At 66.5% G+C, this 13,696-nt stretch carries 11 protein-coding genes; 7 read left to right on the forward strand and 4 right to left on the reverse strand.

The features are described from left to right. Positions 1–34: 34 nt before the first annotated feature. Both IP65_RS00650 and IP65_RS00655 read right to left on the reverse strand, forming a co-directional pair. Positions 35–955 carry a fumarylacetoacetate hydrolase family protein gene (locus IP65_RS00650; RefSeq protein WP_022678562.1) on the reverse strand — a complete coding sequence of 307 codons (921 nt, stop codon included), beginning with the start codon at positions 953–955 and terminating at the stop codon, positions 35–37. Positions 956–983: 28 nt separating this feature from the next. Then, positions 984–2,111, reverse strand: coding sequence for a cupin domain-containing protein (locus IP65_RS00655; protein WP_054130844.1), 1,128 nt, complete (start codon positions 2,109–2,111; stop codon positions 984–986). Positions 2,112–2,240: 129 nt separating this feature from the next. On the opposite strand from IP65_RS00655, the gene IP65_RS00660 reads away from it, so the two are divergent. Both IP65_RS00660 and IP65_RS00665 read left to right on the forward strand, forming a co-directional pair. Beyond that, positions 2,241–3,218, forward strand: coding sequence for a carbon-nitrogen hydrolase family protein (locus IP65_RS00660; protein ID WP_054130407.1), 978 nt, complete (start codon positions 2,241–2,243; stop codon positions 3,216–3,218). After that, a complete protein-coding gene (locus IP65_RS00665; RefSeq protein ID WP_369801205.1) occupies positions 3,215–3,862 on the forward strand; it encodes a flavin reductase family protein in 648 nt (215 codons plus the stop codon). Before IP65_RS00660 ends, IP65_RS00665 begins: the two co-directional genes overlap by 4 nt. Positions 3,863–3,873: 11 nt before the next feature. On the opposite strand, the gene IP65_RS00670 is transcribed toward IP65_RS00665, so the two are convergent. Both IP65_RS00670 and IP65_RS00675 read right to left on the reverse strand, forming a co-directional pair. After that, positions 3,874–5,361 carry a serine hydrolase gene (locus IP65_RS00670; protein ID WP_082349751.1) on the reverse strand — a complete coding sequence of 496 codons (1,488 nt, stop codon included), beginning with the start codon at positions 5,359–5,361 and terminating at the stop codon, positions 3,874–3,876. A 102-nt stretch (positions 5,362–5,463) separates the two neighbouring features. Then, positions 5,464–6,837 (reverse strand): hypothetical protein, encoded by a 1,374-nt coding sequence (locus IP65_RS00675; protein ID WP_054130409.1) that lies wholly within the window; start codon positions 6,835–6,837, stop codon positions 5,464–5,466. A gap of 333 nt (positions 6,838–7,170) precedes the next feature. Here IP65_RS00675 and IP65_RS00680 point away from each other — a divergent pair, with 333 nt between their 5' ends. The 5 genes from IP65_RS00680 to IP65_RS00700 all read left to right on the forward strand — a co-directional run bounded on the left by IP65_RS00680 (position 7,171) and on the right by IP65_RS00700 (position 13,665). Continuing rightward, positions 7,171–7,551 (forward strand): DUF6152 family protein, encoded by a 381-nt coding sequence (locus tag IP65_RS00680; RefSeq protein ID WP_054130410.1) that lies wholly within the window; start codon positions 7,171–7,173, stop codon positions 7,549–7,551. 89 nt (positions 7,552–7,640) lie between these two features. Continuing rightward, the gene (locus tag IP65_RS00685; protein ID WP_022678554.1) at positions 7,641–8,447 is read left to right on the forward strand and encodes a hypothetical protein; all 807 of its coding nucleotides are present in this window, start codon (positions 7,641–7,643) and stop codon (positions 8,445–8,447) included. A gap of 75 nt (positions 8,448–8,522) precedes the next feature. Continuing rightward, on the forward strand, positions 8,523–9,842 hold the full coding sequence (locus tag IP65_RS00690) for a DUF4185 domain-containing protein (RefSeq protein ID WP_022678553.1): 1,320 nt from the start codon (positions 8,523–8,525) through the stop codon (positions 9,840–9,842). Between the two features lie 80 nt (positions 9,843–9,922). Beyond that, positions 9,923–12,097 (forward strand): indolepyruvate ferredoxin oxidoreductase subunit alpha, encoded by a 2,175-nt coding sequence (locus IP65_RS00695; RefSeq protein WP_022678552.1) that lies wholly within the window; start codon positions 9,923–9,925, stop codon positions 12,095–12,097. Next, positions 12,094–13,665: an indolepyruvate oxidoreductase subunit beta family protein gene (locus IP65_RS00700; RefSeq protein WP_022678551.1), complete on the forward strand. Its 1,572-nt coding sequence runs from the start codon at positions 12,094–12,096 to the stop codon at positions 13,663–13,665. Before IP65_RS00695 ends, IP65_RS00700 begins: the two co-directional genes overlap by 4 nt. The last annotated feature ends 31 nt before the right edge of the window (positions 13,666–13,696 follow it).

Genomic DNA, 13,696 nt, shown 5'->3' on the forward strand with positions numbered 1-13,696 from the left:
TTGTACAGGCGGGGCGCGGACTGATGCGGCCATGTCAGGCTGCTACCACCGGGTGGCGCAACGTGCCGATCCCTTCGACGCAGGCAACGATGGTGTCGCCCGGCCAGACCCATTCCTGTGGATCACGGCCCGCCCCCACACCCGCAGGCGTTCCGGTGGCGATGATATCGCCGGGCTCGAGCGTGATGCCCTGGCTGATATCCGCCACCAGTTCGTCTACCTTGAACAGCATGTAGGCAGTGTTGCTGCGCTGCTTTTCCACACCGTTGACAGTCAGCCACAGGTCGAGCGTCTGCGGATCGGGAATCTCGTCGGCGGTCACGACCACCGGACCCATCGGGCAGTAGGTATCCTGCCCCTTGGAATAGATCCACTGCCCGGCACGGCGGCAGTCGCGCGCGCTCATGTCGATGCACACGGTATAGCCGAACACGTGGGCCAGCGCGTCCTCGCGCCGCACGCGGCGGGCGGTGGTGCCGATGATCGCGGCCAGTTCCACTTCCCAGTCGAGTTGGCGGGTGATCGCAGCGTCATGGCGGATCGGCTCGTCCGGCCCGATCACGCTGGTAGGCGGCTTGGAGAAGATCACTGGCTGGCGCGGCAGGTCAGCGGAGGTATCAAGCGAGCGCGCGCTTTCGGCGACGTGCTCGGTATAGTTGAGGCCGATGCCGAACACGTTCTTGCGCGGGCGGGGGATCGGCGCGAGTAGACGCACATTGGCCAGTGGCAGCGCAGTGCCTAGCGGGAAGAGGTCGCCTTGCTCGGCAATCAGCGCCGTGATCGTAGTGATCGCGCCAGGGCCGAGGTCGATCAGATCAAGCATGCGCGAGGGTAGATCCACTCCGCGCGCCGCGCCAAAGCGGGCCAGATCGAGCACCAATGGCGCTTCGGCGCCCACCAGGGCGCCAAGGCGTGCTTCGGCTTCCGCCGTAGCGCGGTAGGTAACCAGTCGCATTGCAATTCCTTCCAGGGTTCGGTTCGTATCAGGCGATGAGGGGTTGGTGGCCGCCGTTGTCTCCGAAGGCCTCTTCGCGATAGAGGCCCAGAGCACGCATCACCGGCAGGTCGTGGAATGCGAAGAGGCAGGCGTCCTCACGATCAGAGGCGTTGGCATGTTCGTGGTACATCCAGGCGGGCACCACGAAAATGTCGCGCTCCTTCCAGTCGAACCGTCGGCCGTTGATGATCGACCAGCCGCTGCCTTTGCAGCACTGGTAGACGAAGCTGCCCGTCTGGCGATGCGCGCGCGTGCGCTCGCCGGGACGAAGCATCTGCATGTGCGCACCAATGGTCATCATCACCGGACCACCGGTGTCGGGATTGACGTATTCCATCAGCACACCGTCAAAAGGAGAACCTTCGGTCACCGCGGCATAGCGCTGCAACGCCTCGTAGGTGGGCGCCCATTCGTACTTGAGCAGCGGCGAATAGCGTTTTTCCCAGGTAGATCCCCAGGGCCTGAGCCCGGGGTTGCCCCAGGTATGGACCGAGGCATCGACCGGGTAGCGCATCGCCTGGGACAAGTCGGGGTGCACCTCGTAGAAGTTTGCCTCGAGCGCGTTCATCAGCGGGATGTCGAGCCCATCCTGCCAGATGCACACGCTGCCATCCTCGGCCACGCCATGTTCGTGCCAGGTCCCGTTGGGCGTCAGCACGAAGTCGTTTGCGCCCAGCGTCATCTTCTGCCCGTCGACGTTGGTGAACGCGCCAGTGCCTTCCATGATGAAGCGCAGCGCCGAGGCGCTGTGGCGGTGCGACGACGCGCATTCGCCCGGCTTCATGACCTGCAACCCCGAATAGAGCCAACCGACGGCGGCGACCACATCCTGACGCCCGGGATTTTCCAGATAGATCACCCGACGCCCCGCCTGCTCAGGAGTAACGAGATCGAGCGCTCGCAGCACGTCGGCGCGCAGATCTTGGTAACGCCACAGCATGGGTTGCGAGGTCGAGGCAGGCTCCCACGGCTCGATCTTGTTGGCCACCGTCCACAGCGCGCCTGTACCCAGCGTCGCGAGCCGGCGGTAGTAGGCCACCAGCTCGGGGGTGTCTGCCACGTTAGCGCGGCCGATCCGATCCTCGCGATAGCTGTCGTATGCCTTGGTAGTCACCGCACTCTCCATCGCGCCAACGAGGCCCAGGCCTCGCCCACAAATTTATTATAGGCTTAAAATATCTTGCTTCGGCGGCGCTGGCAAGCCATCAGTTGCAGCGCAATGCCACCTGCCGAGGAGCCCCGCATGACAAAGCCGTTTCGCGCCGCCGTGGTCCAAGCCGCCGCCGTTCCCGATGATTCGCTGGCCTCGGCCGAACGCGCGGCCGCGCGGGTGCGGCAAGCAGCCGCCCAAGGCGCGCGGCTGGTCGTCTTTCCCGAGGCATTCATTGGCGGCTATCCCAAAGGGGCCACTTTCGGCGCGCCCGTGGGCCTGCGCCGGCCCGAGGGACGCGAGGATTACCGCCGCTATCACGCCAACGCGATTGCGCTCGATGGCCCCGAGGTCGCACTTCTCGCCGAGGCAGTGCGCGAGACGGGTGCCTTCGTGGTGATCGGCGTGATCGAGCGCGACGGCGGCACCGTCTATTGCACCGCGCTGTTCCTCGACGGCGAACGCGGGTTGGTGGGCAAGCACCGCAAGCTCATGCCGACGGGCGCCGAACGCCTGATCTGGGGCTTTGGCGACGGCTCGACGCTGCCGGTGATCGACACGCCGCTCGGCCGGATCGGCGCAGTCATCTGCTGGGAAAACTACATGCCGATGCTGCGCATGGCGATGTACGGCCAGGGCGTAACGCTCTACTGCGCCCCCACGGCCGATGACCGCGATACCTGGCCAGCCTCGATGCAGCACATCGCGCTGGAGGGCCGCGCTTACGTGCTCTCGGCCTGCCAGCACATTACGCGCGGTGCCTACCCGGCCGATTTCGACTGTACGCTGGGCAACGACCCCGAAACCGTGCTGTTGCGCGGCGGTTCGATGATCGTCTCGCCGCTGGGCCGCGTGCTCGCCGGGCCCGACTATACGCCCGATACCATCCTCTATGCCGACATCGATCCCGACGAGGTGATCCGCGGCAAGTTCGATTTCGACGTGGCCGGGCATTACGCCCGCCCCGACGTGTTCTCGCTGCATGTCGATGCAACCGCGCAGCAGCCGGTCCGCTTCGATACCGGGCCCGCCAACGAGCGCGCCGATTCAACCGCTTTGCCTGGGGCATGACGCCGATGCAGTTCGATTTCACCAATCTCGACGCGCCCTCCCGCTACAAGCTGATGGCCGCCACGATCACCCCGCGCCCGATCGCCTGGCTCACCACGCAATCTCCGCAAGGCGTGCGCAACGCCGCCCCCTACAGTTTCTTCAACATGATGGGTGCGGCACCGCCTCTGGTCGCGATCGGCCTGATGCGCCGCCCCGATGGCACGCACAAGGACAGCGCACACAACATCCTCACCACGCGCGAATTCGTGGTCAATCTGGTGGCCGAACACGATGCCGCAGCAATGAACTTCACCTGCATCGACGCCCCGCCCGACTGTGACGAGTTGGCCGCGGCAGGCGTTGCCGTCGCCGCCAGCACCGCGATTGCCCCACCGCGGATCGCCAGCGCACCAGTATCGATGGAATGCCGGCTGTTCCAGGCGATCGAGGCGGGTACATCGACGATCGTGCTGGGCGAAGTGGTGCGCTTTCACGTTCGCGACGACCTCGTTGACCCCACGCGGCTCCATGTCGATACACTGGCGATGAACCTTATCGCGCGCATGCATGGCGGCGGCTGGTATGCCCGATCAACCGACCTGCTGCAGCTCGAACGCCCGACCTGGGCGGAATGGCATGGAGCACTACACGCGGATGGCTGAGCCGGGATTGGTCAGAGCGGCGCATCCCACGCCGCGACGGGCCTAATCGCCAGGTCCGTGATGCGATCATCCGCCGTTGTCGCCAGCGTCACATCGACAATTCCGCCGGCAAAGCGCGCGCGATAGCGCCAGACCGGACCGCCGCAGGCACTGGTGTGCGCGAAGGGCGCGAGCGCCTCCAGCCGGCCAAGCGGCGCTACCGCCCCGGCATATTGCCCCACCATCTCCTTGAGATCGAGCGCGGCATAGTGGGCGAAGGCAGCCGGCTCCACGCGGTTTTCCGCAATGGCGCCCAGCACTTTGCGCACCCGCGCGTTCATCGCCGCCACCGGCGCGGTCGCCCGGTCGGGCAGCGGCTCTGCCTTTGGCCGGGCCAGCGCCGGCACGGTCAGCGCGGCGATCTGGCGTGCCAGCGTCTCGGCGTCGGCGCCCTCGCCGTTGGCGAGTACCGCCACGGTCAGACCTTGCGCAGCATAGCGGATGGCAAATGTCTGGAAACCCTGCCAGCTGCCGCCATGCCACCAGGTGCGCCCATCGACATACCAGCCCAGGCCATAGCCACAGGTTGCGCCACCGGGCAGGCGTGCGGCCTCGCCCATTTGCGCCCACGACCGCGGCGACAGCACGGCGCCCCGACTCATCGCCCCGGCCCAGGCGGCATAGTCCAACGCCGACAGGTAAAGCGAGCCATCGGCGGTGGAATTGGCTGCGGCAGAGATCCATTCGGCGTTGCGCAACTGTCCGTCGCGGCGCTCGTAGCCGGCGGCGCGGCCAGGGATGATCGCCAGTTCGTCGATCCCACGCGCACGCGTCATGCCCGCAGGGGCAAAGACTTCTTGGGCAAGGTAGGCGGCATAGGGCCGCCCGGTGATCCGCCGGATCGCCTGACCCAGCACCACGTAATCGACATAGCCAAACCGCCAGCGCGTGCCAGCGGCGAAGTTGAGATCTTCGTGCGCGATGATGTCGAGCATCTGCGCATCGGTATATTCGACGCGGAAATCACCGTTGGGCGTCGCCGGCAACCCGGAGGTGTGGGACAGCATCTGCCGCATTGTGACAGGCTGCCAGCGCGCGGGCAGTTCGGGCAGGATTGCCCGGATCGATCGGTCAAGATCGAGGCGGCCCTGTTCGGCGAGCCGCAGCACGCCGGCCGCGGTGAACTGCATGCCCAGCGCCCCGGTCTTGAACAGCGTATCGGCATGCACTGGCACGCCATGTTCAAGGTTGGCGATACCGAAGCCCTCGACGCGCAGCGGCACTCCGTCCTTGACGATGGCGATGGCGATGCCGGGCACGTCGCCACGCGCGCGTTCAGCCTCCACCGCGCGCGCCACGGGGTCGTCGGCGGCCAGAGGGGTGGCGAACGTCTCGGCACGGCTTGGCCGGACGATCGCCAACGCTGCAACCGCCGCGGCCAGCACCAGCAGCGCCGGGACGGTGGGAGAGTGCGTCTTGAAACGAACGGGCCTTTGCCCGCGAAACAGGGTCCGGTTCATGCTGCCCACGATGCCCGCGGGCCACGGCGGGCCCAATGGCGCAATCGGCCTCGAACGCGGCGAATGCGGCCGCGCCCGATCTGGTGGCCATGCCGTGTCGTTTCAGTGTACCTGGGCCGCAGTGGCCGCGATCGGGTGATACTCGGGCGCAGGGGCGGCGTTGTCCCAGATGCCCTGCGATCGGGTGGGGCGATCGACCACCAGACTCGCGCCCAGGTTAGCATTGCCCAGCGTGCGCACCTGGAACAGCGCCTCGAACCCGCCGCCACACCCGATCCGTCCCCGCCGCAGGCCGCGTAGCCGCCCTGTATCGGTGGCAAGATCCGCCATCTCGCGCAGGCCTGGATCGCGCAGCGCGGCGATCACCAGCACGGTATTACCCGCCGGGCCGGGCAGGCAGGCAAGGTAGCCATAATCGCGCCGCGCGATGCGTTGGTCGCGCAGTTCCAATCCGTCGCTGTGATAGGGCTTGCCGCCCTGCGCATCGACCAAGCTGTCGAGCCCGGCATCAAGGCGAAAGCCCGAGGCCTGCGTCAGCGGATCGCGCAGCAGCGCGCCAATGCCGCTCAACTGCCCGACATAGACCACGTCGGAAACCTTGAGCACGTCGGGCGTCAGCTGCGAGGCAGCGATCAGGCGGATCGGGCGCTGGGCGAAGGCCGGGTCGCGCAGCAACGCCGCACGGATCGTGGCCGCCGCGGTCATCGTCGCGCTGGTAACATAGTGTTGATCGCGGTCTGTCACGGCGCTGGCAGTCTGGGGGTTGAGCATCTGGAAAATAATCAGATCCTCGCGCGTGGGGACGGCGCGATCCCAAACCAAGCGCGCCAGCATGCCCGAAGCGGGGGTTTCGGCGAAGAAGTAATAGTCCCCCATCACCACGATGATCGGTCGCGATGCCCCGACCAACGCCGACCATGGCGCGGTGCCTTCGAGCCTGTCACCCGCCCCGCGCTGCCAGCGCACCACCAGCGCGCTGCCCAGCACGAGAGCGACCACGGCCAGGACGGCGACGAGGGCTATCACCCAGGGTCGCGTCGGGCCGGGGCCGGGCGGTACAACCGGCGGCTGCGCGGTGATCGCGCCTTGATGCTGTGCAGGCGTTGCGGCATCGACCAACATCAGGCGATAAGTGCCTACCGGCAGGTGCAGCCTAGGGCCCGGCTCGTGGGCAAACTCGGCCTCGATCAGGCGACGCAGACGGTGGACGTAGACCCGCACGTTGGCGTCGGGGCGATGCGCTGCACTGCGTCCATCGGCAAAAACCTCCGCAGCGATCTGCGCCTCGGACGGGGCGGCGGCATCGCGTGCCCGCGCCGCCAGATGGTCGAACAGCGCAAGCAGCTTGTCCGATCGGCTGCGTTCGAGTGCATCGCGCATCCGTGCCACCGCCACGCCGAAGCCGGTATCGCTGCCGCCATCGACGGCATCTTCGCGCCCACCGTTGGGCGGCGCTGCTGGCGAATCGGATGGCATATCTGGGGGCGGAATCGCTGGCACAGGCCTCTCAAAAAATGCAACAATGCATGCTTAAATACGCATGTTGTTTCGATTTGGAAATAACTTCGCGCGAATTCTGGAGTCCATTGCGCGCCGGTCATACCGATCCGCCAGCCCCAGAATGCAGTGCTTGTAACGGTTTCACAACAGTAATCCCGTCGCGCGAGCCGTCACTGTCCGCCAGCGTTGCATTACCGGTTGCACGGTTGCCGAAACGCGGGCGGACAAGGGCTGAACCAGCCGAATGCACACCGCCGCCGCCCGGCCGCCCCGCCCAGCGCCCAGACGCCACACAAGAGGAGCTTACCCATGATCCGGATCAGCAAGACGGCCGCCGCTCTCGTCGGCATCGTCATTCTGGCCCTCGCCACCCCGGCTGTTGCCCACCATTCCTTCGCGATGTTCGACCAGACCCGGATCGATACCAAGCGCGGCGCCACCGTTGCCGAGTTTCGCTTTACCAACCCGCATTCCTTCGTGGTGGTCAATGTCAACGAGGGCGGCGCCGTCACGCGCTATGCTCTCGAATGCAGCAGTGTGAATATGATGAGCAAGGTCGGCTGGAAGTTCAACACGCTCAAGACTGGCGACAAGGTGGATATCGCCTTCTACCCGCTTCGCAATGGCAAGCCCGGCGGCATGCTCAAGACCATCAAGGTCGCCGACGGGCGCACGCTGAGCGGCTGGTAAGGCCGGCGCGGCTGTCGAGACGACCACAGCGCCCACACCAAAAATGCCAACGACGCGGCGCATGTGATGCGCCGCGCAGGGAGATCACTATGCACCTGCGCCCCTCCATCCTATTGGCCGCCTGCGCCGCCGCGCTGATCGCCGGCAGTGCCACTGCGGCACCGGCCCATGCAAGCCGCCCTGCTCCGGCAAAACCTGCCGCCGCCAACGCGCAGCCCGACATCAGCGGCGTGTGGGAGCTCTATCCCGATCCCTTCGCCGGCGACGAGAACACGTTCCGTGAATTGCCGGTGCCCGGCGACGGGCCGAAACTGCGCGAACCCTATGCCAGCCAATGGAAGGCCCAGCGCGCCAAGCGCGATGCCGCACTCAAGGCGGGCAAGCCGCTGGTCGATCCCAGCACCCAGTGCCTGCCCGAAGGCATGCCGGCAATCATGGGCGCGATCTTTCCGCTCGAAATTCTCCAGACGCCGGGCCGGGTCACCGTGCTCGCCGAATTTCTCACCCAGACCCGGCGCATCTACCTTGGCCGCCAACAGCCCGCGCTCGATGACATCAATCCCTCGTTCTACGGTCTTGCCACCGGCCGCTGGGAGGGTGACACACTTGTCGTGACCACGCGTGGGGTGAAGGAGGACGTGCGGTTCTTCGAGATCCCGCACAGTGCCGAGATGACGATCACCGAGCGCATCCGTCGCACTGGTCCGAATCTCATGGAAGACCAGATCACCATCGATGATCCCAAGATGCTGATCGAGCCCTATCGCTTCACCTATGGGTACAAGCGCAACCCCACCTACGAAATGCAGGAATACTTCTGCGACCGCGAGGACCCGCTGTTCAAGGTGACCAGCGACGGCACGGTCGAGATGAAAGACACCGACGAAATCAAGTAGGCCGTCGCGGGTCTGCACCGCCGGGCCGGTCGCGCGCGGCTGGCCCGGATTTCCATGGCGGAGGAGCCCAAAACGATGAGTGACCGGCGCACGTTCCTGCAAGGATCGCTGGCTAGCCTGGCCACCGGCATGGCCGGCCTGCCCACGCCGGCCAGTGCGAACCCGGCGCACCGCCAGGTCATCGGCGCGGTACGGCGCGAGGACACGATCGTGCGCCTCGGTGGCCTGGGCGACGGCTACAAGATGACGCTGTGTCCTGACGGCACGCAGCTTGTTGTGGTCAATGATGGGCCGGGCTGGAACAACCCGCCCACCACCTTCTACAACACCCGGCTGTGGACCGTTACGGGCAACCCGCCCGCGCCGCGCTTCGCCATGATGCCGGGCTATCCCGATCTCGATCGCGACGCCCGGCCCGACGCGCCACGCTATTATGGCCACGGCGTGATCCAGGTCGGGCAGCGAATCTATCAGTTCGTCGCCACGCACGATGCCGCCCGGGATCGCCCGCAGCGCTGGCGCGGGGCCAAGCTGATCCTTTCGGACGACGGCGGCACAACCTGGCGGAACCGCGACGGCACTACCCCCGTGGTGTGGGAGGACTGGGCCGAGCAGCGACGCGGGCCCTTCACTTTTTTCGACGAGCCCGACGGAGCGCTTTCGCTGCTGACCTTCCTCCAGCAGATGCGCGGGCAGCCCCCCGCTCCCGGTGGTTGGCTCATGCTCTATGGGCTCGATGGCAACACCGATGGGCGGATGAACCATCTGCTATTGCTGCGCGTGCCAGTCGATGCCGTGACCGATCGCGCGGCCTACCGCTTCTTTGCGGGTCGGGACGCCATGGGCCAGCCGATCTGGTCGGCCGACATTGCCGCACGCCGCCCGGTGCACCGCTTTCCGCCCGGCTGGGTCAACCATGCCAACCTCTTCCCCGGCGACCTCGTGGTCGAAAGCTGGCTGCCCAGCGTAGTCTACAACGCCCCACTCGGGGTCTACATGATGGCGAGCGCGGGCATTGGCGTGGGGGCCGACGGAACAGAATTCGGCAGGTCCAGCTATTTCGGGCTGTGGGTATCCCCCTCACCCTGGGGACCATGGCGCCAGATCCACGAGGAAGCAGCCTGGTGCCCAGGCGGAGACCAGCACGCACGCGCCTATGCCCCGCAGATCGCGCCGGGATGGATCGCAGCCGATGGGCGCTCTTTCTGGCTGGTTTGGTCAGACCTTCGCGGCATCCGCGCCTTTGGGCATGACGAGGCGTTGCTCGATGCCGCCCTTGCCAAGGCCAGTACACCTGCCGAGCGCGCCACGATCGAGACCCGCTTCCTGCAACAGTACATGCCAGGCTTCTCGTTCAACGCCCAACGCGTCGATCTGCGCCTCGCCCCAGCCTGACGGCGGCGGTCGTGCACATCGCACCGATTGACCTGCTCTCCATATAAATGTATGCACATGCATATATATGGAGAGCAGGAATGGCCGAGCGTTCGTTTGCACGTGAAGTGGAGCATCTGCGGCTGGGGGCGGGCGAGGAATTTCGTGGGGAAGCGATCCTCGCGATTACCAAGGGCCTGCTCCAGGCGGGCGTAGCCTATGTTGGCGGCTATCAGGGCTCGCCGATCTCTCACCTCATGGACGTCCTCGCCGATGCGCAGGACATCCTTGGCGAGTTGGGCGTGAACTTCCAAAGCTCGGCCAACGAATCCACCGCTGCGGCCATGCTCTCGGCCTCGGTGATGTACCCCTTGCGCGGCGCGGTGGCGTGGAAATCGACCGTCGGCACCAACGTCGCGTCCGACGCGCTCGCCAACCTGGCCTCAGGCGGCGTCACTGGCGGAGCCATGGTCATCATCGGTGAGGACTACGGCGAAGGTTCCTCGATCATGCAGGAACGCACCCACGCATTCGCGATGAAATCGCAAATGTGGCTGCTCGACCCGCGCCCCGACCATGCCTGCATCGTCGACCTGATCGAGAAGGGCTTCCAACTGTCCGAGGCATCGAACACCCCGGTCATGCTCGAGGTACGCGTGCGCACGTGCCACATGCATGGTGCCTTTGTGTGCAAGGACAACGTGGCCCCCGCCTTCACGCTCGAGGATGCGCTCGCCCATCCCCAGCGCGATCTCGACCGGATCGTGCTGCCTCCGGCGGCCTATGCCCACGAACACGAGAAGATCGCGCAGCGCCTGCCAGCCGCGATCGCGTTTGTGCGCAACAACCGCCTCAACGAGTGGTTCGGCCCTGAGGACGATTCAGACGGGGCGCCGACGGTGGGGATCGTGCTGCAAGGTGGCATGTACAACAACGTGATCCGCGCACTGCAGTACCTCGGGCTTTCCGATGCCTATGGCAACACGCGGGTGCCGCTCTACGTACTCAACGTCACCTATCCACTGATAGACAGCGAAATCGTTGCCTTTGCCAATGGCAAGAAGGCGATCCTGATGGTCGAGGAGGGGCAGCCCGACTATCTCGAGCAGGCGGTCAACACCATCGCCAATCGCCAAGGCCTGACCACCCGCGTGCGCGGCAAGGACGTGCTGCCGATGGCAGGGGACTATTCGGTGCAGGCGATCCTTGCGGGCATTGACGCATTCCTTGCAACCGAGGCGCCACGCCTGCTGGGCAATCGCCCGCCGTTGCCCGATGCACGTCCTGCCCTCGACCTGCCGGTCGTGGCCCGCTTGCGCGAGACGGTGCCGGCGCGTCCGCCAGGATTGTGCACCGGCTGCCCGGAGCGACCCATCTTCGCCGCGATGAAGCTGGTCGACCAGGAACGCGGCGCGCACCACGTTTCGGCCGATATCGGCTGCCACCTTTTCTCGATCCTGCCGCCATTCAACATCGGCAACACCACGATGGGGTTCGGCCTCGGCGGCGCCTCGGCCGCAGCGTTCGGACGCAAGACCACGGGCAAGCGTTCGATCGCGGTGATGGGAGACGGCGGCTTCTGGCACAACGGCTTGACAAGCGGGATCGGCAACGCGGTGTTCAACAAGCACGACGGCGTGTTCCTGATCGTCGACAACTTCTATTCCTCGGCCACCGGGGGGCAGGACATCCTCTCGTCGCGCGCCAGCAACGCCAGCCGCAAGACCAACAACCCGATCGCCAAAGCCGTCGCGGGCATTGGCGCCACGTGGATACGCGAGGTCGATCGCACCTACGACGTCGGCCGGATGAAGGCGGTACTCACCGAGGCGCTGACCACCCCGGAGGAAGGCCCCAAGGTCATCATCGCCAGTTCCGAATGCATGCTCAACAAGCAGCGCCGGGTGAAGCCGCAGGTGGCCAAGGCGATCAAAAGTGGCACGCGCGTGGTCAAGGAGCGCTTCGGCGTCGATGAGGACATATGCACCGGCGACCACGCCTGCATACGCCTGTCTGGCTGCCCATCGCTGTCGGTCAAACAGCTGGACGACCCGCTGCGCGATGATCCGGTGGTGACGATCGACAACACGTGTGTGGGCTGTGGCAACTGCGGCGAAGTGTCCGAGGCGGCGGTGCTGTGCCCCTCGTTCTATCGCGCCGACGTGATCCACAACCCAACCTGGTGGGACCGCGCCCGCGCGCGTGTCGCCATGGGCCTTATCACCTACCTCCAGGCGCGCCGCGACCGTGCGCGTCCCCTTGCCGGAGCCGCATGATGCCGACCGAAATTCTGCGCCTGCCGCTTGCCCCCGCCGGTGAGGCCACCGAACGCCCCATCTCCATCGCCATCGTTGCCATGGGCGGCCAGGGCGGTGGCGTGCTGACGGGCTGGATTGTCGCGCTGGCCGAGGCGGCGGCCTGGGTGGCGCAATCCACCTCGGTGCCCGGTGTGGCGCAGCGCACCGGCGCCACGATCTATTATGTCGAGATGATGCCTATGCGTGGCGGTCGCAAGCCGGTGCTGGCGCAGATGCCCACGCCGGGCGATGTCGACGTGGTGCTGGCGTCGGAATTCATGGAGGCGGGCCGCTCGATCCTGCGCGGCATCGTCACGCCGGGGCGCACCACGCTGATCGCCTCGGACCACCGCGCGCTGTCGATCGGCGAGAAAAGCGCGCCGGGCGACGGCATCGCCGACAGCGGCGTGGTCCACGAGGCGATCGGTGCCACCACGCGTGCGCGCATCGTCTTCGACATGAACGCGCTCGCCCTCGCCAACGGCAGCGTCATTTCCTCCGCGCTGTTCGGTGCGCTGGCGGGCAGCGGCGTACTGCCCTTCGCGCGCGAGGCCTATCACGCGGTGATTGCCGCCGATGGCAAGGGCGTGGCCGCCTCGATCCGCACGTTCGATGCAGCGTTTGCGCGCGCGGCCGGGGAAGAGACACCGTCCCCACCTTTGGCGGTCGCCAGCCCCGAACCCGCGCCCGTTGACGCGCACCGCGGCCCGCTTGCGTCACGGCTGATCGAGCGGCTGCCTCCCGGCGTTCACGCGATGGCGCGCGCCGGCCTCGCCAAGGTGGTGGACTTCCAGGACCCCGCCTATGGACGCGAATATTGCGGGCTGCTCGAGCAGATCCACACGGTGGACCTTGCCGCCGGAGGAGCAGAGCGCGACCATGCCTTCACCCGCGAAGCGGCCAAATATCTCGCCCAGGCCATGGCCTATGATGACATCGTGCGCGTCGCCGATCTCAAGACACGCAGTGGCCGCCATGCCCGCATCGCCGCCGAAGCGAATGCCGCGCCAGGCACGCTGCTCCACACCACCGAATACATGCACCCGCGGCTGGAAGAGGTCGCCGGCATCCTGCCAGCCCCGCTGGCCGACTGGCTGACGCGCCGCCCCCGGCTCTTCCGCGCGATCGACCGGCGCATCAGCAAGGGCCGGCGCGTGCGCACCTATTCGGTCGGGTGGTTCCTTACGCTCTATGCGGTCGCCGGCCTCAGGCGGCTGCGACGCAGCTCGCTGCGCCACCGTCAGGAAGTGGCGCACCGCGACGCGTGGCTGGCGCTGGCCACGCGGCTGGTGACAATCGACTACGCACTGGGGGTCGAGGTGCTGCGCTGCCGCCGCCTGGTAAAAGGCTATTCCGACACCCACGCGCGCGGACTGTCCAAGTTTGACCGCGTGATCGCCACGATCGAGACCCTCGCCGGGCGCGATGATGCAGCCGACTGGGCCCGCCGCCTGCGTGAGACCGCGGTGCGCGATGGCGAGGACAAGGATCTCGACGGGCTGATCCGCACGATCGCCTCGTTCATGGGAGCTGCCGTAGCGGCATGAGCCGGCTTGCCTGCGCCGCCCGGGTCGCGAT

It is taken from the genome of Novosphingobium sp. AAP1 (genome assembly GCF_001295765.1).
Taxonomy (GTDB): Bacteria; Pseudomonadota; Alphaproteobacteria; order Sphingomonadales; family Sphingomonadaceae; genus Novosphingobium; species Novosphingobium capsulatum.

What these genes read in the sequence shown, in the direction of transcription:
- IP65_RS00650 (WP_022678562.1), bottom strand. Translation starts at nt 955, where the DNA reads ATGCGACTGGTTACCTACCGCGCTACGGCGGAAGCCGAAGCACGCCTT.
- IP65_RS00660 (WP_054130407.1), top strand. Translation starts at nt 2,241, where the DNA reads ATGACAAAGCCGTTTCGCGCCGCCGTGGTCCAAGCCGCCGCCGTTCCC.
- IP65_RS00665 (WP_369801205.1), top strand. Translation starts at nt 3,215, where the DNA reads ATGACGCCGATGCAGTTCGATTTCACCAATCTCGACGCGCCCTCCCGC.
- IP65_RS00670 (WP_082349751.1), bottom strand. Translation starts at nt 5,361, where the DNA reads ATGAACCGGACCCTGTTTCGCGGGCAAAGGCCCGTTCGTTTCAAGACG.
- IP65_RS00675 (WP_054130409.1), bottom strand. Translation starts at nt 6,837, where the DNA reads ATGCCATCCGATTCGCCAGCAGCGCCGCCCAACGGTGGGCGCGAAGAT.
- IP65_RS00680 (WP_054130410.1), top strand. Translation starts at nt 7,171, where the DNA reads ATGATCCGGATCAGCAAGACGGCCGCCGCTCTCGTCGGCATCGTCATT.
- IP65_RS00685 (WP_022678554.1), top strand. Translation starts at nt 7,641, where the DNA reads ATGCACCTGCGCCCCTCCATCCTATTGGCCGCCTGCGCCGCCGCGCTG.
- IP65_RS00690 (WP_022678553.1), top strand. Translation starts at nt 8,523, where the DNA reads ATGAGTGACCGGCGCACGTTCCTGCAAGGATCGCTGGCTAGCCTGGCC.
- IP65_RS00695 (WP_022678552.1), top strand. Translation starts at nt 9,923, where the DNA reads ATGGCCGAGCGTTCGTTTGCACGTGAAGTGGAGCATCTGCGGCTGGGG.
- IP65_RS00700 (WP_022678551.1), top strand. Translation starts at nt 12,094, where the DNA reads ATGATGCCGACCGAAATTCTGCGCCTGCCGCTTGCCCCCGCCGGTGAG.